At 50.0% G+C, this 21,960-nt stretch carries 15 protein-coding genes; 12 read left to right on the forward strand and 3 right to left on the reverse strand.

All coding sequences use genetic code 11. The features are described 5' to 3' along the window. Positions 1 to 49: 49 nt before the first annotated feature. From bamA to tilS, 9 genes are all read left to right on the forward strand, one after another. Positions 50 to 2,527, forward strand: a complete 2,478-nt coding sequence (gene bamA / locus ACXAGC_RS12095; RefSeq protein ID WP_474844608.1) for an outer membrane protein assembly factor BamA — start codon at positions 50 to 52, stop codon at positions 2,525 to 2,527. Between the two features lie 48 nt (positions 2,528 to 2,575). Beyond that, positions 2,576 to 3,091, forward strand: a complete 516-nt coding sequence (locus ACXAGC_RS12100) for an OmpH/Skp family outer membrane protein (protein ID WP_119500493.1) — start codon at positions 2,576 to 2,578, stop codon at positions 3,089 to 3,091. Between the two features lie 186 nt (positions 3,092 to 3,277). Continuing rightward, complete coding sequence (gene fabZ, locus ACXAGC_RS12105; protein ID WP_303574431.1) at positions 3,278 to 3,727, forward strand: 3-hydroxyacyl-ACP dehydratase FabZ; 450 nt, start codon at positions 3,278 to 3,280, stop codon at positions 3,725 to 3,727. A 1-nt stretch (position 3,728) separates the two neighbouring features. Beyond that, positions 3,729 to 4,499 carry an acyl-ACP--UDP-N-acetylglucosamine O-acyltransferase gene (lpxA, locus tag ACXAGC_RS12110; protein WP_474844609.1) on the forward strand — a complete coding sequence of 257 codons (771 nt, stop codon included), beginning with the start codon at positions 3,729 to 3,731 and terminating at the stop codon, positions 4,497 to 4,499. After that, complete coding sequence (gene lpxB, locus ACXAGC_RS12115; RefSeq protein ID WP_474844610.1) at positions 4,500 to 5,654, forward strand: lipid-A-disaccharide synthase; 1,155 nt, start codon at positions 4,500 to 4,502, stop codon at positions 5,652 to 5,654. It begins immediately after the preceding gene. After that, positions 5,647 to 6,222: a ribonuclease HII gene (gene rnhB / locus ACXAGC_RS12120; protein ID WP_474844611.1), complete on the forward strand. Its 576-nt coding sequence runs from the start codon at positions 5,647 to 5,649 to the stop codon at positions 6,220 to 6,222. The genes lpxB and rnhB overlap by 8 nt, the downstream gene beginning before the upstream one ends. Positions 6,223 to 6,233: 11 nt before the next feature. Beyond that, positions 6,234 to 9,716, forward strand: a complete 3,483-nt coding sequence (dnaE, locus tag ACXAGC_RS12125; RefSeq protein ID WP_474844612.1) for a DNA polymerase III subunit alpha — start codon at positions 6,234 to 6,236, stop codon at positions 9,714 to 9,716. Between the two features lie 33 nt (positions 9,717 to 9,749). Then, positions 9,750 to 10,706, forward strand: coding sequence for an acetyl-CoA carboxylase carboxyl transferase subunit alpha (gene accA / locus ACXAGC_RS12130; protein ID WP_119500499.1), 957 nt, complete (start codon positions 9,750 to 9,752; stop codon positions 10,704 to 10,706). 16 nt (positions 10,707 to 10,722) lie between these two features. Beyond that, positions 10,723 to 12,075 (forward strand): tRNA lysidine(34) synthetase TilS, encoded by a 1,353-nt coding sequence (tilS, locus tag ACXAGC_RS12135; protein WP_474844613.1) that lies wholly within the window; start codon positions 10,723 to 10,725, stop codon positions 12,073 to 12,075. A gap of 62 nt (positions 12,076 to 12,137) precedes the next feature. On the opposite strand, the gene ACXAGC_RS12140 is transcribed toward tilS, so the two are convergent. Continuing rightward, a complete protein-coding gene (locus tag ACXAGC_RS12140; RefSeq protein WP_474844614.1) occupies positions 12,138 to 13,043 on the reverse strand; it encodes a GGDEF domain-containing protein in 906 nt (301 codons plus the stop codon). Between the two features lie 174 nt (positions 13,044 to 13,217). On the opposite strand from ACXAGC_RS12140, the gene ACXAGC_RS12145 reads away from it, so the two are divergent. Next, on the forward strand, positions 13,218 to 15,155 hold the full coding sequence (locus ACXAGC_RS12145) for a cation:proton antiporter domain-containing protein (protein ID WP_474844844.1): 1,938 nt from the start codon (positions 13,218 to 13,220) through the stop codon (positions 15,153 to 15,155). A gap of 8 nt (positions 15,156 to 15,163) precedes the next feature. Here the strand turns inward: ACXAGC_RS12145 and ACXAGC_RS12150 are convergent, their stop codons facing one another. Then, the gene (locus ACXAGC_RS12150; RefSeq protein ID WP_119500502.1) at positions 15,164 to 15,397 is read right to left on the reverse strand and encodes a hypothetical protein; all 234 of its coding nucleotides are present in this window, start codon (positions 15,395 to 15,397) and stop codon (positions 15,164 to 15,166) included. Between the two features lie 295 nt (positions 15,398 to 15,692). Here ACXAGC_RS12150 and tadA point away from each other — a divergent pair, with 295 nt between their 5' ends. Beyond that, the gene (gene tadA, locus ACXAGC_RS12155; RefSeq protein WP_474844615.1) at positions 15,693 to 16,229 is read left to right on the forward strand and encodes a tRNA adenosine(34) deaminase TadA; all 537 of its coding nucleotides are present in this window, start codon (positions 15,693 to 15,695) and stop codon (positions 16,227 to 16,229) included. A gap of 275 nt (positions 16,230 to 16,504) precedes the next feature. Here the strand turns inward: tadA and ACXAGC_RS12160 are convergent, their stop codons facing one another. Further along, positions 16,505 to 17,458: a membrane-bound lytic murein transglycosylase MltF gene (locus ACXAGC_RS12160; protein ID WP_474844616.1), complete on the reverse strand. Its 954-nt coding sequence runs from the start codon at positions 17,456 to 17,458 to the stop codon at positions 16,505 to 16,507. Between the two features lie 214 nt (positions 17,459 to 17,672). Here ACXAGC_RS12160 and purL point away from each other — a divergent pair, with 214 nt between their 5' ends. Then, a complete protein-coding gene (gene purL / locus ACXAGC_RS12165) occupies positions 17,673 to 21,569 on the forward strand; it encodes a phosphoribosylformylglycinamidine synthase (protein WP_474844617.1) in 3,897 nt (1,298 codons plus the stop codon). The last annotated feature ends 391 nt before the right edge of the window (positions 21,570 to 21,960 follow it).

The raw sequence follows: 21,960 nt of genomic DNA on the forward strand, positions 1-21,960 counted from the left end.
CGGCAGTTTTACATTAGAACAGCAAACGCGGCCAGGAATAAAAGAATAGATGAAGTTAAATCAGTTAGTAGCAGCCGGAATCATGGTTTCCAGTGCTAGCTTCGCCAATGCTGCAGCGTCTGACAGTGAATTCGTTGTTGAAGATATTAAAATTACCGGCCTGCAACGTGTGGCACTGGGTGCGGCACTGACCTATCTGCCTGTTCAGGTAGGCGACCGCCTTAACAGCTTCCGCATCACCCAGGCTATTCGCTCTCTTTATTCTTCTACTCACTTTGAGCGGGTAGAGGTATTACGCGACGGTAATACCCTTATCGTGAAAGTGTCAGAGCGTCCTACTATCAGTAACATTATCTTTGAAGGTAACGATGACATCAAAGACGAGCAGTTACAGGAGAGTCTGGATGGTAACGGGATCCGTGTGGGAGAGCCGCTGGATAAAACCGTGCTGACGTCAATTGAAAATGGCCTCAAAGACTTCTTCTACAGCATTGGTAAATACAATGCTGATGTGTCTGCTATTGTGACACCGTTGCCCCGTAATCGTGTTGATTTGAAACTGCTGTTCGAAGAAGGCGATGCCGCAGAAATCCAGCAAATTAATATCGTCGGTAACTCAGTATTTACTGATGAAGAACTGATGCAGGACCTTGAACTGCAGTTCGACACACCCTGGTGGGATTTTCTGTCTGAAACCCGCTACCAGCAGCAAACCCTGCAAGGGGATATGGAAACATTAAGAAGCCACTATATGGACCGTGGTTACCTGCGTTTCAATATTGATTCTACGCAAGTTTCCATGACGCCGGAAAAAGACGGCATCTACGTTGCGATGAATGTCACCGAAGGAGAGCAATACACCATCTCTGATGTGGAGCTTGTCGGTGATTTGCTGGGTAACGAAGAGTATATCGAGCGGGTGCTGCCGTTGACTGTTGGCGAGCTTTACAGTCAGGCTGAAGTTACCTATACCGAAGAATTTATCAGTAAATACCTGGGCCGTTTTGGTTACGCTTATCCGACAGTGACCACGGTGCCGGAAATCAACGACGAAGATAAAACAGTGAAACTGACCCTGTCAGTCGATCCGGGTAAGCGTATCTATGTGCGTCGTATAAACTTCGAAGGTAACTCTGTTACGTCTGATAATGTATTACGTCATAACGTTAACCAGATGGAAGGCACGTGGCTGTCGAATTCACTGCTGGAAAGCTCAAAAGCGCAGCTTTCCCGTCTGACTTACATGGAAGAGGTTGAGTTCGAAACTAACCGTCTGCCAGGTATTGATGATCAGGTTGATGTGGACTTCTCAGTCAAGGAGCAACCTTCAGGCTCGTTTAACGCCGGTATCGGTTACGGTGACAGAACGAAACTGAGTCTGAATGCCGGTATTCAACAAAATAACTTCCTGGGTACAGGTAAGCAGGTGGGTCTGAACATCAGTACGGTATCGTATCAGCGTTCAGCTCAGATTACCTATAACGACCCCTATTTCACCATCGACGGTATCAGTCTGGGTGGTAGCATCGGTTACAGCGAGTTCGACGGCTCTGACTTTAACGTTATCCAGTACAACTCTAAGCGCTGGTCAGTGGGCGCTAACGTTGGTTATCCAATCAACGAAGTTAACCGTATTAATTTCGGTATTACTTACTCCAGTGTGGAGTTATATAACACCGGTTATTACGAGCAGACTGAGCAGTTTTATAATCAGTTCCGTGATTCCGCCGATCCGGAAGCACCTATTAACTATGACAGCTTCCAGGCCAGTGTGGCGTGGAGCCGCAGTACACTGAACCGTGGTCTGTTCCCTACAGCCGGTTCATCACAACGTGCGAGTTTCAGTATTACTACGCCGAACTCTGACGTGAATTACTTTAAAACTGTATTCGATACCAAGTTCTATTTCCCGCTGTCACGTAATCAGCGCTGGTCAGTGCTGGCTCGTCTGCGTTTAGGTTATGGTAACGGCTACGGCGACATTAACGGTAATGAGCAGATCCTGCCGTTTACGGAAAACTTCACGGCCGGTGGTGCAGATACGCTGCGTGGCTTTGAAAATAACACCGTGGGCCCCCGTGGTGTGATCAGACGTAATTATAATACGGTGACCGGTCCTGACGGAGAGGTGTATCCGGGCGATGCAGCTGATGATAGTATTCAGATCTCCAGCCGGAGCCTGGGTGGTAACGCCATGGCATTGGGTGGCATCGAGTTAATCGTTCCGACACCATTTGTGGATGTGGAATACGATAATTCAGTACGTACCAGTGTTTTCCTCGACGTAGGTAACGTGTGGGATACTGAATTCGACTACGATAAGTACAAAAACTTAGACCAGATCAACTCATCGTACGGTAAGTTGTTGGACTATTCCGACTGGACACAGTATCGTAGTTCCGCCGGTATTTCTGTACAATGGATTTCACCGATGGGACCTATGGTATTCAGCTTCTCGCGCGCTATTCAGGAACGCGATGGTGATGATGCCAAGTTCTTTACGTTTAATATCGGTCAAACATTCTAATACTAATCCGGCAGTGAACCGGGCTTAAATTTTAAAAAGGAGTTCCTTTTGAAACAGTTGGCAAGACAATTCGTAGCAACCCTGATGTTAGGTAGTGCGCTGGTAAGTGCCTCTGCAATGGCTGAACAAAAAATTGGCGTTGTAGATGTACAGGGCGTATTCCAGGCGATGCCACAGGCCGCTGAAATCTCTAATAACATTCAGGTTGAATTCAAAGCGCAAATCGACGAAGTTAACCAGCTTCAGAAAGATGGTCAGTTCTATGCTGAGCGTCTGCAGCGTGATGCCGCTACGATGAGTGAAGATGAGAAAAAAGAACTGCAACAGAAAATTCTGAGTGTTCGTGAGCAACTGGCAGAAAAAGGTCAGCCTCTGCAACAGAACATCCAGCGTCGCAGCAACGAAGAGCGCAACAAATTGTTGGGCTTGATCAAGCAGGCGATCGACTCAGTAGCTGCGAAAGAAAAATACGACCTGGTACTGAATGCCGGTGCTGTAGCATTCGCAGACGACCAGCATGATCTGTCTGAGCAAGTGCTGGAACAGGTTAAAAAAATTAAGTAATGTCCGGCCGGTTACCGGCTGAAGATTACCGGGCCTGAGCCCGCAAGCAGACTAACGTCGTGAGGCGTTGGTCTGATTTGTTTTTAGCGCATATGCGCGTATGGTTGCCGCCATTTAAAATTACAATACGGCAAACAGTCTGCTATAAGCCTATGACAGACTGGTTTTGGCATTAGGAGAGCTTTTTTGGCCAATTCACTCAACACTATTGATATTCAGGAAATCCTGGATTTATTGCCTCACCGGTATCCGTTCTTGCTTGTTGATCGCGTAACTGATTACGTGGAAGGCGAGTCTATCAAGGCATATAAAAACATCACCATGAATGAACCCTGCTTTACAGGGCACTTCCCCGGCCGTCCAATTTTCCCGGGCGTTCTTATCCTGGAAGCAATGGCACAGGCTGCCGGCGTGCTTGGATTCAAAACCATGGGTAAGTCAGATAAGCTATACTTGTATGCCGGCATTGACTGCGCGCGCTTCAAGCGTCCTGTTACGCCTGGTGACAGACTGGAATTTGATGTATGTCTGGTCAAAGAGCGCAGAGGGATTTGGAAGTTTAAGGGTACCGCCAGCGTTGATGGTGAAGAAGCTTGCAGTGCCGAATTCATGTGTGCAATGAGAGAGATGGTTTAACGTGATTCATTCTACTGCCGTGATATCTGAAAAGGCGACACTGGGAAATAATGTTTCCGTAGGTCCTTTCTGTTATATCGGTGACGATGTGGTTATCGGTGACGATTGTGTACTTGAGTCTCATGTGGTCATCAAAGGCCCGACGACTGTGGGTAAGCGCAACCGCTTCTTTCAGTTTTGTTCTGTAGGTGAAGAATGCCAGGACAAAAAGTACGCCGGAGAAGAAACCCGTCTGGAAATCGGTGATGACAATGTGTTCCGTGAAACCTGTACAGTGCATCGCGGCACTATTCAGGATGAAGGGGTGACAAAAATTGGCTCCCGCAACCTGTTTATGATCAATGCCCACGTGGCTCACGATGTGATCATCGGGGACGATTGTATTCTTGCGAACAATGTTTCACTGGCAGGGCATGTTGAACTGGGTAATTTTGTTATTTTTGGTGGTGGTGCCGCTATTCACCAGTTTGGCAAAGTAGGTAGTCATGCCTTCGTTGGCGCCGGCGCGATAGTCTTGCGTGATGTACCGCCGTTTGTCATGGTTAACGGGCAGAAGCACGTCGCTGCGGGCATTAACTCTGAAGGCTTACGCCGCCGTGGATTTACATCCGGTCAAATTATGGCAATAAAGCGGGCTTACCGTGCCATCTACCGTGACAACAATACCATCGCTGAAGCTGTGGCTAAGCTGTCTGATGTAGCCCAAAGCGATGAAAATATCCGCTTACTGGTGTCTTTCCTTGAAAATGCTGAGCGGGGTATCATCCGCTAAATGCCCGCATCAACATTGCGAATTGGCGTTGTGGCAGGTGAGCCGTCAGGAGACGTGCTTGCCGCCGGTATGATAGCCGAACTGAAAAAGCGTTACCCCGATGCCATTATCGAAGGCATCGGTGGTGATCACATGAAAGCCGCCGGCTTTCACTCACTCTTCGATATGGAAACACTTTCTGTCATGGGACTGGTGGAAGTGTTGTCTCATCTTCCTGCTATTCTCAAACTGAAGAAGCAACTGCTGGCGCATTTTGAAGCCAATCCGCCGGATGTATTCATTGGTGTGGATGCACCTGACTTTAATCTTCGTGTGGAAAAAGCCCTGAAAGCCAGGGGGATTAAAACTGTTCATTATGTCAGTCCTACCGTGTGGGCATGGCGTGAAAAACGCATTCATAAAATTAAAGCCGCCACAAATCACGTGCTGGGTTTGTTTCCTTTCGAACAGCAGGTTTACGATAAGTACCATGTTCCCTACACGTTTGTCGGTCATACACTGGCTGATGCCGTGCCATTAGAACCAGATCAGTCTGCCGCCCGTGAGACACTGGGCCTGAGCAGCTCCGGTCCTGTGCTGGCCGTATTGCCCGGCAGCCGTGGCGGTGAGTTAAAAGCACTGTTACCTGTTTTTACTGCCACCATGGAGAAAATGAAAACCCTGCTGCCAGGCATCCGTTTTGTCATTCCTGCTGCTAATCAGTATCGTTTTAATGGCATTCAGGCTTATCTGAAAGAGCATTGCAGTGCCTGGCTCAGTGACAGCGACTACAAGCTGGTGAAAGGGCAGGCCAGAGACGCCATGATTGCCAGCGATGTCATTTTGCTGGCATCAGGTACGGCAACCCTGGAAGCCATGCTTTGCAAGCGCCCCATGGTGACTTGCTATAAGTTGTCACCGCTGACCTATAAAATAATGCAGCGACTCTACAAAGCGCCGTTCTTCTCCCTGCCTAATTTACTGGCCAATGAAGCGTTAATTCCTGAATTACTGCAGGACGACGTGAATCCTGACACGCTTTGCGATTACTTATTGCCCCTTTTCACGCAGGATACGACTGAACTGGTAAGCCGGTTTACCGGTTTGCACCAGTCCCTAAAACTGGATGCTGATAAAATGGCAGCAGATGCGATTGCAGAGGTTATCAATGGTTGAATATATTGCCGGTGTTGATGAAGTGGGACGCGGACCGCTGGTGGGGGATGTAGTGACCGCTGCGGTTATTCTTGACCCTGCAAAACCCATTGCCGGACTCAACGATTCAAAGAAATTATCCGAAAAAAAACGTATCGCTTTATCAGAAGAGATTAAGCAAAAAGCCCTCTGCTGGGCAATCGGGCGGGCAACGCCACAGGAAATCGATACGCTGAACATTCTGCACGCAACCATGCTGGCCATGAAGCGTGCCGTTGAGGGATTGTCAGTACAGCCGGATTTCGTGCGGGTAGACGGAAATCGTCTGCCGGACTGGCAGTATGCAGCAGAAGCGATCGTGAAAGGGGATGGACTGCATGCAGAAATCTCTGCAGCCTCGATTCTTGCTAAAGTTGAACGTGACAATGATATGATTGCATTGCATGCCCTTCATCCGCAGTACAACTTCGCCGGCCACAAAGGTTATCCGACGAAAGCCCATTTTGAAGCATTAGAAGCATATGGTGTCCTGCCGTGTTATCGTATGAGCTTTAAGCCCGTACAGGCGCGTCTGGCAGCACAAAAATAAGAGAAACTCACATGTCTTCGCCGTTTATTCATCTTCGCGTTCACAGCGACTTTTCAATGATGGATGGGTTAAACAAGGTTAAACCCATCCTCGCGCAGGTTGAAGCCTTTAACATGCCTGCGGTGGCTATTACAGACCAGATGAACATGTGTGGTCTGGTTAAATTCTATTCTGAAGCCCATAACCGCGGCATCAAACCCATTATCGGCACCGACTTCTGGGTGCAGAACGATGTTCTGAATGAGGAACCTTTCCGCCTCACTTTGCTGGCCATGAACAACGAGGGCTATAAAAATATTACCCTGTTGATTTCAAAAGGCTACCTGCGCGGTGCGGTGCACCATAAAACGGTGATAGAGCAGGCCTGGCTGGCAGAACATGCTGAAGGCGTGATTGTACTTTCCGGAGCATTGCACGGCGACGTCGGTATTGCTCTGACCAAGAACAACCAGAAAATGCTGGCTGATTCCCTTGAGTTTTATCAGCAGCATTTTGCCGACCGTTTCTACCTTGAGCTTATCCGCACCGGCCGTCCCGGTGAAGAAGACTATCTTCATCAGGCTGTGGCTGTGGCAGAAGAATACGGTTTGCCGGTGGTGGCTACGAATGAAGTGTGTTTCATTGAACAGGCGGGATTCGAGGCCCATGAAATCCGCGTAGCCATTCACGACGGTTACACACTGGAAGATCCCCGTCGCCCTAAACGCTACAGCCAACAGCAATATCTGCGTAGCAGCGATGAAATGGTTGAACTGTTCAGTGATATTCCGGAAGCTATCGAAAATACAGTAGAAATTGCTACACGTTGTAATGTCACTGTAAGGCTTGGTGAATACTTCCTGCCTCAGTTCCCTACCGGTGGTATGACAACGGAAGATTTTCTGGTTAAAAAATCGGAAGAGGGACTGGAAGAGCGTCTTGAATTCCTGTTCCCTGATGAAACCGTCAGAGCAGAAAAGCGTCCTGAATACGACGACCGTCTGAAAATAGAACTCGACGTAATTAACCAGATGGGGTTCCCGGGTTACTTCCTTATCGTTATGGAGTTTATCCAGTGGAGTAAGGACAACGGGATTCCGGTGGGACCGGGCCGTGGTTCCGGTGCAGGCTCATTAGTGGCTTATGCGCTGAAAATTACCGATCTGGATCCGCTGGAATTTGACCTGCTTTTCGAACGGTTCCTGAACCCCGAACGTGTATCTATGCCTGATTTCGACGTCGACTTCTGTATGGACCGGCGGGATGAGGTTATTGACCACGTGGCCGAGCTTTACGGCCGTCAGGCGGTATCACAAATTATCACCTTCGGTACGATGGCTGCTAAGGCTGTTGTGCGTGATGTGGGCCGTGTGCTTGGTCATCCCTACGGTTTCGTTGACCGGATTTCCAAGCTGATCCCGTCCGATCCCGGTATGACTCTTGGCAAAGCCTTTGAGGTCGAGCCCCGTTTACCGGAACTTTATAACGACGATGAGGAAGTCAAAGACCTTATCGACATGGCCCGCATTCTGGAAGGTGTTACCCGTAATGCCGGTAAACACGCCGGTGGTGTGGTTATTGCGCCTACTACTATCACCGACTTTGCTCCGCTTTACTGTGATGACGAAGGGAAAAACCCGGTCACCCAGTTCGATAAAAACGACGTTGAAACGGCAGGTCTGGTTAAATTTGACTTCCTCGGTCTGCGTACACTGACCATTATCCAGTGGGCACTGGACATGATCAAAGAAGGTCAGGGAGTGGATGTCGATATCAGTGCCATCCCGCTGGAAGATAAAAAGAGTTTCCGCTCACTGCAGGCGGCAGAAACCACGGCAGTATTCCAGCTTGAATCCCGCGGGATGAAAGAGCTGATCAAGCGCCTGAAACCAGACTGTTTCGAAGATATTATCGCACTGGTGGCCCTGTTCCGTCCGGGCCCGCTGCAATCAGGCATGGTAGACAACTTTATTGACCGTAAGCACGGTCGTGAAGAAATCTCTTATCCGGATGCTGATTATCAGCATGAGTGTCTGAAAGAAATTCTTGAGCCCACCTACGGTATCATCCTGTATCAGGAACAGGTTATGCAGATTGCCCAGGAAATGTCCGGGTACAGTCTGGGTGGCGCTGACTTGCTTCGCCGTGCGATGGGTAAGAAAAAACCTGAAGAAATGGCGAAGCAGCGCTCAACCTTCGAGGATGGCGCAAGAGACAACAACATCGACGGCGAGCTGGCGATGAAAATTTTCGATCTGGTAGAAAAATTTGCCGGATACGGATTTAACAAATCGCACTCTGCGGCCTATGCACTGGTGTCATACCAGACGCTGTGGCTGAAAGTACATTACCCTGCTGAATTTATGGCGGCGGTAATGTCGGCGGACATGGACAACACCGATAAGATAGTAACGCTGGTAGATGAAGTCGACCGTATGGGGATGACCATTTTGCCGCCGGATTTGAATGTTGGCCGGTATAAGTTTACGGTTGATGAGCATGGCCGCATTGTTTACGGTATCGGTGCTATTAAAGGGGTCGGTGAAGGCCCCATTGAAGCCATTATTGAAGCCCGGGAACAACAAGGTAATTTTACTGATTTGTTTGATTTCTGTGCTAAAGTTGACCTCAAACGGGTGAACAAGCGGGTGTTGGAAAAGCTGGTCCTCGCCGGCGCCATGGACAATCTTGGTCCGCAGGACGGCAAGGGTCCGCACCGTGCATCGATTATGGCCTCTTTACCTGAAGCTATTGCAGCAGCTGATCAACATGCAAAAGCGGAATCCTACGGACAGTCTGACATGTTCGGTTTGCTGACTACAGAGCCGGATGACGTAAAGCAAGCCTTTGCGGATGTGCCGTACTGGCCGGAAAAAGTCTGGCTTGATGGTGAAAAAGACACCCTGGGCTTGTATCTGACAGGGCATCCTATTAATCAGTATGCTGACGAAATTAAGCATTACTCTGATGGTCGTCTGGTTGATTTAAAACCGACCGGAAAAGATCAGATGTCTACCGCCGTTGGTCTGGTGCTGGGCGTCAGGGTAATGACAAACAAGAAGGGGCGTCGCTGGGCCATTGTGACTCTCGACGACAAGAGCGCGCGCATGGATGTACGTTTTTTCCCCGATATGTACGAAAAATATGAGAGTATTCTCGAAACTGACCGTATCCTGTTAATAAAAGGACAGGTCAGCTTTGATGATTTCTCCGGTGGCAATACAATCTCTGCCCGTGATGCAATGGATATTGTTCAGGCCAGAGAACAGAACGCAAAAGCACTGATGTTGGAACTCGACACCGTGCAAATTGATGAAAACAGAATTTCGTCGCTACAGGCAATTCTTCAAACGTACCGGGGCGGCAGTTGTCCGGTACAAATGCGTGTAGTACACCCAGATGCGGAAGCAGTGCTGGCCTGTGGCGCACAATGGTATGTGACGCCGGAAGACCAGCTGTTGCACGAATTAAAACAGTGTCTGGGTGAGCAGTCAGTCGCCATGTGTTATCACTGACAGGCGTGAAAGGTAGTATAGATAGGACACAGAATGAGTATACAGTTTTTGGAATTTGAACAGCCGATCGCTGAACTAGAAGCAAAAATCGAAGAGCTTCGGCTGGTTAATCAGGGCGGTGAATTTGACGTTGGTATTGAAGAAGAAATCACAAAACTTCGTACTAAAAGTTCGGATTTAACACGCAAGATTTTCTCAGATCTGGGCGCCTGGCAGATTTCCCAGCTTGCCCGTCACCCCATGCGTCCCTACACGCTGGATTATGTTGGCCGCATCTTCACTGAGTTTGATGAACTGGCCGGTGATCGTGCTTACGCTGACGACAAAGCGATTGTTGGTGGTCTGGCAAAAATTGATGATCAGCCAATTATGCTGATTGGTCATCAGAAAGGGCGTGATACGCACGAAAAAATTAAGCGTAACTTTGGTATGCCAAAACCTGAAGGTTACCGTAAAGCTCTGCGTCTGATGAAAATGGCTGAGCGTTTCAATTTGCCTATCGTTACACTTATCGACACACCGGGAGCATATCCGGGCGTTGGCGCGGAAGAACGTGGACAGAGTGAAGCTATTGCCCGCAACCTGTTTGAAATGGCTCAGCTTCGTGTGCCGATCATCTGTACCGTTATCGGTGAAGGTGGTTCCGGTGGTGCACTGGCAATTGGTGTTGGCGACCGCGTTAACATGCTGCAATATTCTACCTATTCCGTTATTTCTCCGGAAGGTTGTGCATCTATTCTGTGGAAGAGCGCAGATAAAGCGCCCCTGGCTGCAGAAGCGATGGGTGTAAGTGCACCGCAAATCAAAGAACTGGGTTTAATCAACAGTATTGTTGAAGAGCCTTTAGGTGGCGCACACCGTGACCATGACGGCATGGCTGCAAACCTGAAAGCGACCATCAAACAGCAATTGAACCAGTTGAAAACACTGGATGTTGAAAACCTGATGGAAGAGCGTTACCAGAGACTGATGTCTTTCGGTTACTGCTGATCCGGAGCGGGTAACGATGGCTGGTGAAATGGATGTCAAGCCGCTGTGTTCTGACATCATCTGCACAACGGCCAGGTTGCTCGATACTGTCACCCCGTCGCCCAACTGCCTTGTGGTAGGTTTCAGTGGCGGGGTAGACTCCGGTTTATTACTCCACGCACTCTCTTCATATTCTTCTTTGCCCGTTCACGGGGTGTATATCCATCACGGTCTGAGTCCCAACGCAGACACGTGGCAAAACCACTGCGAAACCTTTTGTCACCAGCGCAATGTTATCTTTTCTGCGTTATCCGTTAACGTGACGGTTCAGTCCCGCACCAGCCTTGAGGCAAGTGCCAGAGATGCCCGTTATGATGCATTACTGCGCTATTGCCGGCAGCACAACGGTGCGCTGGTTTTAGGCCAGCATCAGGACGACCAGCTCGAAACCATATTACTGGCGATAAAGCGGGGAAGCGGGCCGGCAGGTCTGGCTGGCATGCCGGGGCTGCATTACCGGCTAGTTAGTGAGAGCGAGTCACCCGTTGCTATTCTGCGGCCTCTGCTTAATTTTCGCCGTGAAGACATTGAGGCTGCGGCGGATTCACTGGCAATGCCGCGGGTTGAAGATGAGTCCAATCAGGACGACCGCTTTGACCGTAATTTTCTTCGCAACCGTGTTCTGCCGGATATGCACAGGCGCTGGCCCGGCTTTGCAAAAGCCGCTTCACGCTCCTGTGAACTGTTACAGGAACAAAATGCATTGCTGGCAGAAGTGACCGCGGAACGGCTTAAAGACGCTGAGACCGGTAACGGTGGACTGAGTGTTCCTGCTTTGCTGCTGCAAAGCACAGGCTGGCAGAGGGCGATTATCCGTCACTGGCTTACCGGACGGGGTGTGACCTTGCCTTCTAAAGCTCAGATGGACGAGATCCTTGCTATGTTACATGCCAGAGACGATGCCATACCATGCGTTAAAGGCGGCACTGGCGTGATCCGCCGCTACAACAGCGAACTGCTGGTTACTGCGGATAGCGGGAACTGCACGGTCGATATAATGCAGGAAAGCGGGGATCCGCAACAGGTAGATAAAGAGCAGTGGCAGCAAGTCCCGGGGTTGCCGGTAACATTTAAAATCTCCGGCCCGGGTGACTGGCAGCGGGTGCCGGCGGTGAGTCTGGATAAAATTTATGTGAGCCGGAACCCCACAGGGAAAACAGCGCGGAAATGGTTTAAGCAGTGGAAGATACCGCCCTGGGAAAGAGAACGCATTCCTGTTTTACTATGCAATGGTGAAGCGGCAGCTTTGCTGCTTACCGACAGAGTGGTCTGGCTGGCGGCCGGCAATCAGGATCTCAACAGGATAATGTACAAAAGTAGCGGTGAATAAGATGGCAGTCTTCTGGTAAAGAGGCAAGGTTTTGCCTCTTCGTTTAAAAGCCTGCGGGGAGATTATGCCGCAAGATAAGCATTCTTTCCGGCGGCTTTGACCTGGTATAACGCGTGATCAGCTCGCTCAAATAACGACTGCATGTTGTCTCCCTGACGGTAGACCGCACCGCCGATACTGCAGGAAACTCCGTGACCTTTGAGTAACGTGTTCTTTTCGATTCGTTTGTTGATTCGGTCAGCAATGACTTTCAGCGACTCTTTTTGTTTGCAGTCCAGCAGACAACAAAACTCATCACCCCCGATGCGGAATGCTTCATCTTCATTACGCAGCACAGACGAAATCTCCGCAGCCACAGCTTGCAATACCTTGTCACCTTCCTGGTGCCCATAGGTGTCATTCACTGTCTTAAAGTTATCTAAATCTATGACCAGTAATCCGAATTTTTCATCATGACGATCCGCTCTGCTTGTCAGACGGCCACAGGACTCATCAAATGCGTTGCGGTTACCTAATGTGGTCAGTGCATCTTTTGTCGCCATTTTTTTCAGTCGTTCGAACTCCAGAGCATTGGCGAACTGATGGCTGAACAGCACATGTAACTCAGCCACACACTGACGCTCTTCCCGTGATGGCATGCTGGCAAACACATAGCGGATGTATTCTGGCGCGGATGTGCTGTGACGGTTGTTCATAGGCAGCATCAGGGTGTTTGAGTCATTGTCTTCCGGCTTAATGCGGCCATAACTCAGGTGACGTGACGCATCGCTCAGGTTAAGGTGAACGAGTGCAACATGTTGTCTGAGTTGATGAAAGTAAAGAGAACCCAGTGCAGAAATATCGATGGTTGACAGGATCTGCCCCAGGAAGCTGTTTTTCTGATCGGCGGTTAACCGCGGGCCGGATGAGGCCATAGGATAAAAGCTGTCAGGGTATACGTGTTCATAAACAGAAGTTGAGAATTCCAAAACAGTACTCCTCGGGAACATGGGTTATACTTAGAGTCAATTGTTTACTTTTACGTCAGAAAATCGTCATCTAAGCGTATCTGACTGAAGTCTTGCAAGTGGTGTGCCTGCTTGTAGTGCCGGATTAAAGGAGTTGCCGTGGTAGCAAGTGGATTTGGACAAATCGTAGTGTTAATGGCGCTGTCAGTAGTCAGTGTAGCAGTATTCCGCAAGCTTCATTTGCCACCGATTCTGGCCTACCTTTTTGCCGGACTGCTTACCGGCCCGGAACTGCTGGCGTTGTTCCCTCATCCGGAAGACATGCACCTGCTGGCAGAAATCGGGATTGTATTTCTGTTATTTTCTCTGGGGCTCGAGTTTTCACTGCCCAAGCTTATGTCCATGCGCTCACTGGTTTTCGGTGTCGGATTAGGGCAAATGGTCGTTACTACGGGTGTGTTCTCAGCAATCGCACACTTTCTCGGATTTGCCTGGGGGCCGGCAGTTATCATCGGCGGCATGCTGGCACTGAGCTCCACTGCTATCGTCATTAAGCAGCTTACTGAAGCCGGAGCACTTAATCATCGTCGTACAGAAATGGCCATCAGTATTCTGCTTTTTCAGGATCTGGCAGTGGTGCCATTCCTTATTGCTATTCCATTAATGTCATCTGAACAAAATATCAGTCTCGCCACCGCGTTAATTCAGGCTCTCATAAAAGGTGTACTGGTCGTGATCCTGCTTCTGTCTGCCGGCAAGTGGGTTTTACCCTGGATATTCCGGGAGGTGGCGAAAACCAGAACTGATGAGTTGTTCGTGCTCACCACGATTCTTGTGGCTATTCTCGCCGGCGGGCTGACCTATATTTTCGGTTTGTCCATGGCGCTGGGGGCTTTTCTTGCCGGGATGATGCTGGGAGAAAGCCAGTATAAGTACCAGCTGGAAGCGGACATCCGGCCATTCAGAGATATTCTGATGGGCCTGTTTTTCGTCACTGTCGGCATGCAACTGAATCTGCACGTACTTTACCAGGATGGTTTGTGGATATTCAGTGGGGTGGCGGTATTAATGGTACTTAAGGTGTTGGTATTGCGCCTGGTTGCAAGGTTACTGAATTCTGATGCGGTGGATGCCTGGGCTACCGGCATCAAATTGTGTCAGATTGGTGAGTTCAGTTTTGTCATTGCTGCACTGGCTACCGCAGAAGGAGTCATCGACAGCAGAACATCTTCTATTATCATCAGTATGGGGGTGATCAGCATGGCACTGACACCGCTGCTGGTAACCCGCAGTGTGGCCTGGGCGCAGAAACTCGAACCTGCGTCAGCGGTCAACGTTGAGCCTGACAGTGCCATTCCTGAAGCTTCAGCTTTGCAGAACCATATTGTCATCGCCGGATTTGGCAGGGTGGGGCAGTCTGTTGCCCGTTTGCTTAAACTGGAGAACATTGCCTTTATCACCATTGATGCAGACCCGGTAAGGGTGCACGAAAGCCGCAACGCCGGCGAACCGATTTTATTTGGTGATGCCAGCCAGAAGGACATTCTTGAAAATGCCGGTGTTGGCCGGGCCAGTTTACTGCTGGTCACTTTTGATCAGCCTGAGAAAGCTAAGCAGGTCATTAACGCAGCAAGGCAAATCTCGCCGGACATCAACTTAATGGTACGCACAAAACGGGACTATCAGCTGGATGCTTTGTATAAAGCCGGTGCCAGTCAGGTTGTACCTGAAATACAGGAAGGCAGTCTGATGCTGATTTCCCAGGTGCTGCATTACGCCGGCGTACCCATGTCGCGGATCCTGCGACGGGTGAGGGAGGAGCGTCAGGGGCGGTACGATCACCTGCACGGCTTTTATCCGGGGGAAACCACTGAAATCAGCTACGGCACAGAAGATAAACTGGAATTTGTACATGCTGTTGTACTGAATAACGATGCAGCCTGTTTAGGTCAGTCGTTGTCAGACATCGATTTTCAAAGAATGCGGGTAAGACTGCAGGGGCTGAGAAGGAATGGCAACGAAATTGCGCAACCGGATGGCAATGAGGTGTTGCAAGCCGGTGATGTGCTAATCATCGCCGGCAAGCCGAGAAGAGTAGAGCGGGCAGAACGTCGTTTTATGGACGGTGCCTGACAAAGCCGTTATGCGACTTTACCGCTCTCCAGATCTTTAAATTGCTTTTTCAGATCGTAATTTTCTTCGGTGACGATTTTTTCCAGTACTTCAACGCGTTCCCGTAGTGCCGCGATTTCGGCTTCCATGGCTTTATCACTACGGATATCTTTTTTCGATTTACTCTTGTCTTTCGCTGCAGTGACGATAGAGACCAGTGCCCAGGCACAGATTGCAACAATGACAACGGCGGTTGTATTCATTTTGTTCCCTCAACAAAGTAAAATTTTAGTGTAACGGCTTACGGGCATTTTGTCGTTAATTCAGCCTGTTTTATAACCTTTTTGTACAATTTAAATCGTAACATTGTGTTTTTCAACAGTCTGAATTTTTGCATACAGACCCGCTTTAACCGTGCTTTTGCTGTATTATAATTAAGAGTACGCAAGATCGTGACCAGTTTGGTAAATCATTATATTTCAATTGGTTATGATTTTTACTATACCGTGTACTGTATTCCTTTAGTCGAAATAACCAAAAGTTTGGTCAAAATAACCAATGAGTAATGAAGAATTATTCAGTGATGAACACTGGATGCAGCAGGCGTTGCTTCGTGCTGATAAAGCTGAAGCAATTAACGAAGTACCGGTGGGCGCGATAGTCGTTGCAGACGGAAAGATCATCGGAGAAGGCTGGAATTCTCCGGTTAGAGACCATGATCCCGCCGCTCATGCGGAAATGCTGGCTGTACGTGCAGCCGCCAGCCATATAGAAAATTACCGGGTTACCGGTGCAACCCTTTACGTCACTCTTGAGCCCTGTGCTATGTGTGCCGGAATGCTGGTGCACGCACGGATCGCCAGAGTGGTATTCGGTGCCAGTGATTTAAAAACCGGTGCTGCGGGATCAGTGATGCAATTGTTGCAACATCCGGAGCTTAATCACCAGTGTGATATCACCGGAGGGGTGCTGGCTGACATTTGCGGAGAAAAATTGTCTGCATTTTTCCGGCGTCGCCGGGCTGAAATCAAGGCTGCCAAGTTATTGGCCAGAGCGACCCGGGCAGAAGAGTGCGGGGGAAAGGGAAAGGCGTAGTCCGGAACTGCTACTGGCAGGCTGACTCCGGACTTTTCGCGAACATTTCATGAGTCATAAAATGACGGCGGCGTTGAAGGACCCGTTGATGGGCACGTTTAATCATTAATTTTCTGCGGTTATTACTTTTCAAAATTTTCTTTGCCTTTATTGCTTTTTGTCTTCTCATAAACCCTCCTCATCCTTAAATGTGTAAGGAGAACGTATTCAGGGTGGCATTGTTCTTATGCCTCATGCCGTTCTACCGGTATAACATGAAGGCTTTATGACAATTTTCAATCTTTTTCAGACAGTGTTTCCAACGTTGTTGCGTACTGCTGAATATTTTCTGTAAATCTCACGGTATCTGCACCGTCTGCGTAGCCATAATCAAGGTGACGGTAAACGTCCTTAACGGCCAGCAATGGATAGCGCTGTTTCACGTCCAGCCAGCGATCATTATTGCCGCCCTGGCGGGATGTCAGTTCCCGGCAATCCTCAAGATGTGTCAGCCCCGTGCGCCACGCTGCAAGGGTCATCATCATCCTCTCCGCAGTCGGGATCCGTGACGGGATTTTCTCATGCAGTATAAGCAGTTGCTCTACTGCGCCGGCGGTTTCACCGGCATCTTCCCACTGATTTAATTGCCAGGCGAAAGCTGCCAGCAAAGTCCACTTTGCATCGCTGTCATAAGCACTGAATTGCTCTTTGAGAGCAGTTATTTTTCCGGCAGCCGCAAGAATGAATGCCGGAATATCTGCCTCTTGCAGCGGAGCCGCCGGCGTCAGCCATTCATTCTGCATTTTGGCAACCACACGTTGTTGCCTGAGCGTCGCAAAGTAATCAAAGACTGCACTGCGAAGAGAGTCATCAAGGCGGGCAGAGAATGCCCAGGCGGTGCCGGCATACGCCGGTCCGGTAATCATATCTGCTGACAATGCCTGCGCGCCGGCATCACTGCTCACAATCAAATCGATATCTGAGCCGGCCAGAGCAGCGTTCAGACTGTGGTCGTCGTAATAGGGGATAAGTGCCAGTTCAACGCCAAGGTAATCAGCGAATCCGGCGATCAGTGTGTAGTCAAACCCGCGGGGACCCTGCGGGCCATATTCATAACGTGAAGGTGCATACTCAATGCCTGCTGTCAGCTTACCGGCTTCCTTAACAGAACGAAGGTGATTGGGTAATTCAGGTTCGCTGCAGGCGGCAACGGTCAGAACTAACATCAAACCGGTAACGGAACGTAACATTACTGTCAGGGGGACAGACAGGAGAAAAGACATCTTACTCGACACGGTTAGTGGTATTACCTTTGGTTGAAAATCGAAAAAAAACTAAACTTGTTTTGAATGTAGGTTATCAAGTGGGCGGAATTCCTCTATAATCCGCGCCGAAATCCCCGTGCATCCAAGAGATAGCGTTTGAGCTGTCAGACGCTGTTTCCAAACAATCAGGTAAAACGATATGTTGGTCCTAAGAGGCGCTCCCGCACTGTCTGAATTCAGACAAACTAAACTTATTGAAAGGCTGGGTCAATCCGGTATTACTGTGAATGGCATTTACGCTGAGTTTGTTCACCTTGTGGACACAACCGGCACGTTAACTGACGATGCCCGTCAGGTTCTCGACAAATTGCTGACTTACGGTCCGAAAACTCAGGCGAAAGCGCCTCAGGGAGAGTGCTTTTTTGTCACTCCCCGTCCCGGCACCATTTCTCCGTGGTCATCTAAAGCCACTAACATTGCACAAAACTGCGGCCTGACGGCTATCGACCGCATTGAGCGTGGTTGTGCGTATTATGTTGACGTAAATGGTGAGCTGACAGATGCCGATAAATCGCTGGTGGCAGCAGAACTGCATGATCGCATGACTGAATCAGTGTTTGCTGCGCCGGAAAGCGCATCAGTATTGTTTGAACATGCCGAAGGCCAGAGCTTTACCTCGGTGGACGTGCTGGGAAGCGGCAAACAGGCACTGGTTGATGCGAATATCAGTCTGGGTCTGGCTCTTGCCGACGATGAAATTGATTACCTGTTTGACAGCTTTACCCGTCTAGGCCGTAACCCTAACGATGTTGAGCTGTACATGTTCGCGCAGGCCAACTCTGAGCACTGCCGGCATAAGATTTTTAACGCCAGCTGGACTATTGATGGCGTAGAGCAGGACAAGTCCCTGTTCAAAATGATTAAAAACACCTTCGAAACCCACCCTGAATTTGTTCACTCTGCGTATAAAGATAACGCAGCTGTGATGGAAGGCTGGCAGGCGGGTCGTTTCTTCCCTGACCCGCAGTCGCATCAGTACGAATATCATCATGAAGATATCGACATTCTGATGAAGGTGGAAACCCACAACCACCCAACAGCCATATCGCCGTTCCCGGGTGCCGCTACCGGTTCTGGTGGTGAAATCCGTGACGAAGGTGCAACAGGCCGTGGTTCTAAGCCTAAAGCCGGTCTGGTTGGCTTTACCGTGTCTAACCTGCGCATTCCGGGTGCTGAGCAGCCATGGGAAATCAGCTATGGCAAACCACAGCGTATTGTCAGCGCGCTGGATATTATGATTGAAGGCCCGCTGGGTGGCGCGGCGTTTAACAACGAATTCGGTCGTCCTAACCTGTTAGGTTATTTCCGTACTTATGAGCAGGAAGTGTCCAGCTTCAACGGTGTGGAAGTACGTGGTTACCATAAACCGATCATGCTGGCCGGTGGATTGGGTAACATCCGTAAATCCCATATCGAAAAAGGCGAAATCACCGTTGGCGCGAAACTTATCGTGCTGGGTGGCCCGGCAATGAATATCGGTCTCGGTGGCGGCGCGGCGTCTTCTATGGCGTCCGGTCAGTCTAACGAAGATCTGGATTTTGCTTCTGTACAGCGTGACAACCCTGAAATGGAGCGTCGTTGTCAGGAAGTTATCGATGCCTGCTGGCAGTTGGGTGACAACAACCCGATCCAGTTTATCCACGATGTGGGTGCGGGCGGTCTGTCTAACGCATTGCCTGAACTGGTTAACGACGGTGGTCGTGGCGGTAAATTCGAACTGCGTGACGTGCTGGCCGACGAAGCGGGCATGACGCCACTGGAACTGTGGTGTAACGAATCGCAGGAACGTTATGTACTGTCTGTCGCCCCTGAGAACCTGGAAAAATTTGCGGCGATTTGTGCCCGTGAGCGTGCCCCGTTTGCGGTAGTGGGTGAGGCTACTGAAGAACAGCACCTGTCGCTACACGATGCTGACTTCGATAACCAACCGATTGATATGCCACTGGATGTACTGTTAGGCAAGCCGCCTAAAATGCATCGTGATGTACAATCAGCAACGGTTGCGCCGGAAGCGCTGAAGCGTGAAGACATCACGCTGGCTGATGCGGCTCAGCGACTGCTGCGTCTGCCAACAGTCGCTGAAAAAACCTTCCTTATTACCATTGGTGACCGCTCAGTAACCGGTCTGGTCTCACGTGACCAGATGGTGGGGCCGTGGCAGGTACCGGTGGCTGACGTTGCAGTTACCGCCAGTGCGTTTGACACCTATCATGGTGAAGCCATGTCTATGGGTGAGCGTACGCCTGTAGCACTGCTGTCTCACGGAGCATCTGCCCGTCTGGCAGTGGGGGAAGCACTGACTAACATTGCTGCATCAAACATTGGTGATATCAAGCGTATCAAACTGTCTGCGAACTGGATGGCTGCTGCCGGTCACCCGGGCGAGGATGCGGGTCTTTACGAAGCCGTAAAAGCGGTAGGTGAAGAACTGTGTCCGGCGCTGGGCCTGACGATTCCGGTGGGCAAAGACTCCATGTCGATGAAAACGGCATGGCAGGACGACGATGGTGCTGACAAGGCAGTAACGTCTCCGTTGTCACTGGTGATCACGGCATTTGGTGCAGTAAAAGACATTCGTAAAACGCTGACGCCACAACTGCGTACAGATAAAGGCGCAACCCGCCTGATGCTGATTGACTTAGGCGCGGGTCAGAACCGTCTGGGTGCAAGCTGTCTGGCACAGGTGTATCAGCAACTGGCCGACAAACCGGCTGATGTGGACAACGCTGAAACCCTGCTTGGTTTCTACAACGCTGTACAGGCGATGGTAGAAAAAGAACTGGTTATCGCGTACCACGACCGTTCTGACGGCGGTCTGTTTACAACCGTTGCTGAAATGGCCTTTGCCGGTAAGACCGGTGTAACCGTTTCTCTTGATGGTCTGGCTGACGATGACTTAGCGGTACTGTTTAACGAAGAATTAGGTGCGGTTATTCAGGTAGCAGAAAGCGATGTTGAAGCTGTGACAGCGATTGCTGAAGCTCACGGTCTGGGCGCGCTGTTACACGATATTGGTACGCTGAATGCGACAGACATGGTTGAGTTCAACCGTGGTGATGTTGCAGTACTGACCGACACCCGCGTGAACCTGCGTACCATGTGGGCAGAAACCACACATAACATGCAAAGCCTCCGTGATAACCCGAAATGTGCTGACGAAGAGCACGCTGCCAAGCAGGATGCGGCAGATCCTGGTCTGAGCGCGAAGCTGAGCTATGATGTTACTGAAGATGTTGCTGCGCCTTTCATTGCTAAGGGTGTGAAACCTGAAGTGGCTATTCTGCGTGAGCAGGGCGTTAACTCTCATCTGGAAATGGCTGCAGCATTTACCCGCGCGGGTTTCACTGCTATCGACGTGCACATGAGTGACGTTCTGAGCGGCCGTGTATCTCTGAACAACTTTAAAGGCCTGGCGGCTTGTGGTGGTTTCTCTTACGGTGACGTACTGGGTGCCGGTGAAGGTTGGGCGAAGTCGATTCTGTTCAATGCACAGGCCCGTGACCAGTTTGCAGCTTTCTTTGACCGCGACGATACGTTCAGCTTAGGTGTATGTAACGGTTGTCAGATGTTGTCTAACCTGAAATCCCTGATTCCGGGCACAGAAAACTGGCCACACTTTGTGACTAACGTGTCTGAGCGTTTTGAAGCCCGTGTTGCCATGGTCGAAGTGATGGAGTCAAACTCTGTGCTGCTGCAGGGCATGAAAGGTTCAATGATGCCTATCGCGGTATCTCACGGTGAAGGTCAGGCGGAATTTGCCTCTGCTGACGCACTGAGTGCGGTACAGAGCGCGAATCAGGTAGCCCTGCGTTACGTGAACAACTACGGTCAGGTAGCAGATACTTATCCTGCGAACCCGAACGGCTCTCCGGCGGGTATCACGGGTCTGACATCTGCTGATGGTCGGGCAACGATTATGATGCCTCACCCGGAACGTGTATTCCGTACTGTAGCGAACTCCTGGCGCCCGGACGACTGGCAGGAAGACGGCGCGTGGATGCGCATCTTCCGCAACGCCCGCGTTTTCGTCGGCTAGTAGTTTTCGATTTCGCTGACGAACGGAGACCGTTGCAAGTTAAAAACACGCCGTAAACCCATCCCTGGGGGCTCGGCAGCCGCTTCCCTGCGGCTGACGGTTTTTAACTTTTGCAACGGAATCCGTTCTGCGAAATCTTCAATCTCCAGCCTTTTCAGGTTTCAAATCCTGCCAAAACGGTTTTTAAAACGCAGCCCCTCTTTTTTTGTGCGAGCGCTGGTTAGTCAACCTGTTCAGCACTTGAGTCGCTTCCGCACTCGCTGGTTGCGGAAGCTGACATCTTCAGCCTTTTCAGTTTTCGAAACCGGCCGCACTCGCTGTTTGCGGAAGCCGCATCTCCATACCCATTCCTGCTCAGTTACAAAGATTTACGGAAATTGATTAATTTTTA

The organism is Alteromonas sp. AWJ4_197, assembly GCF_056160285.1.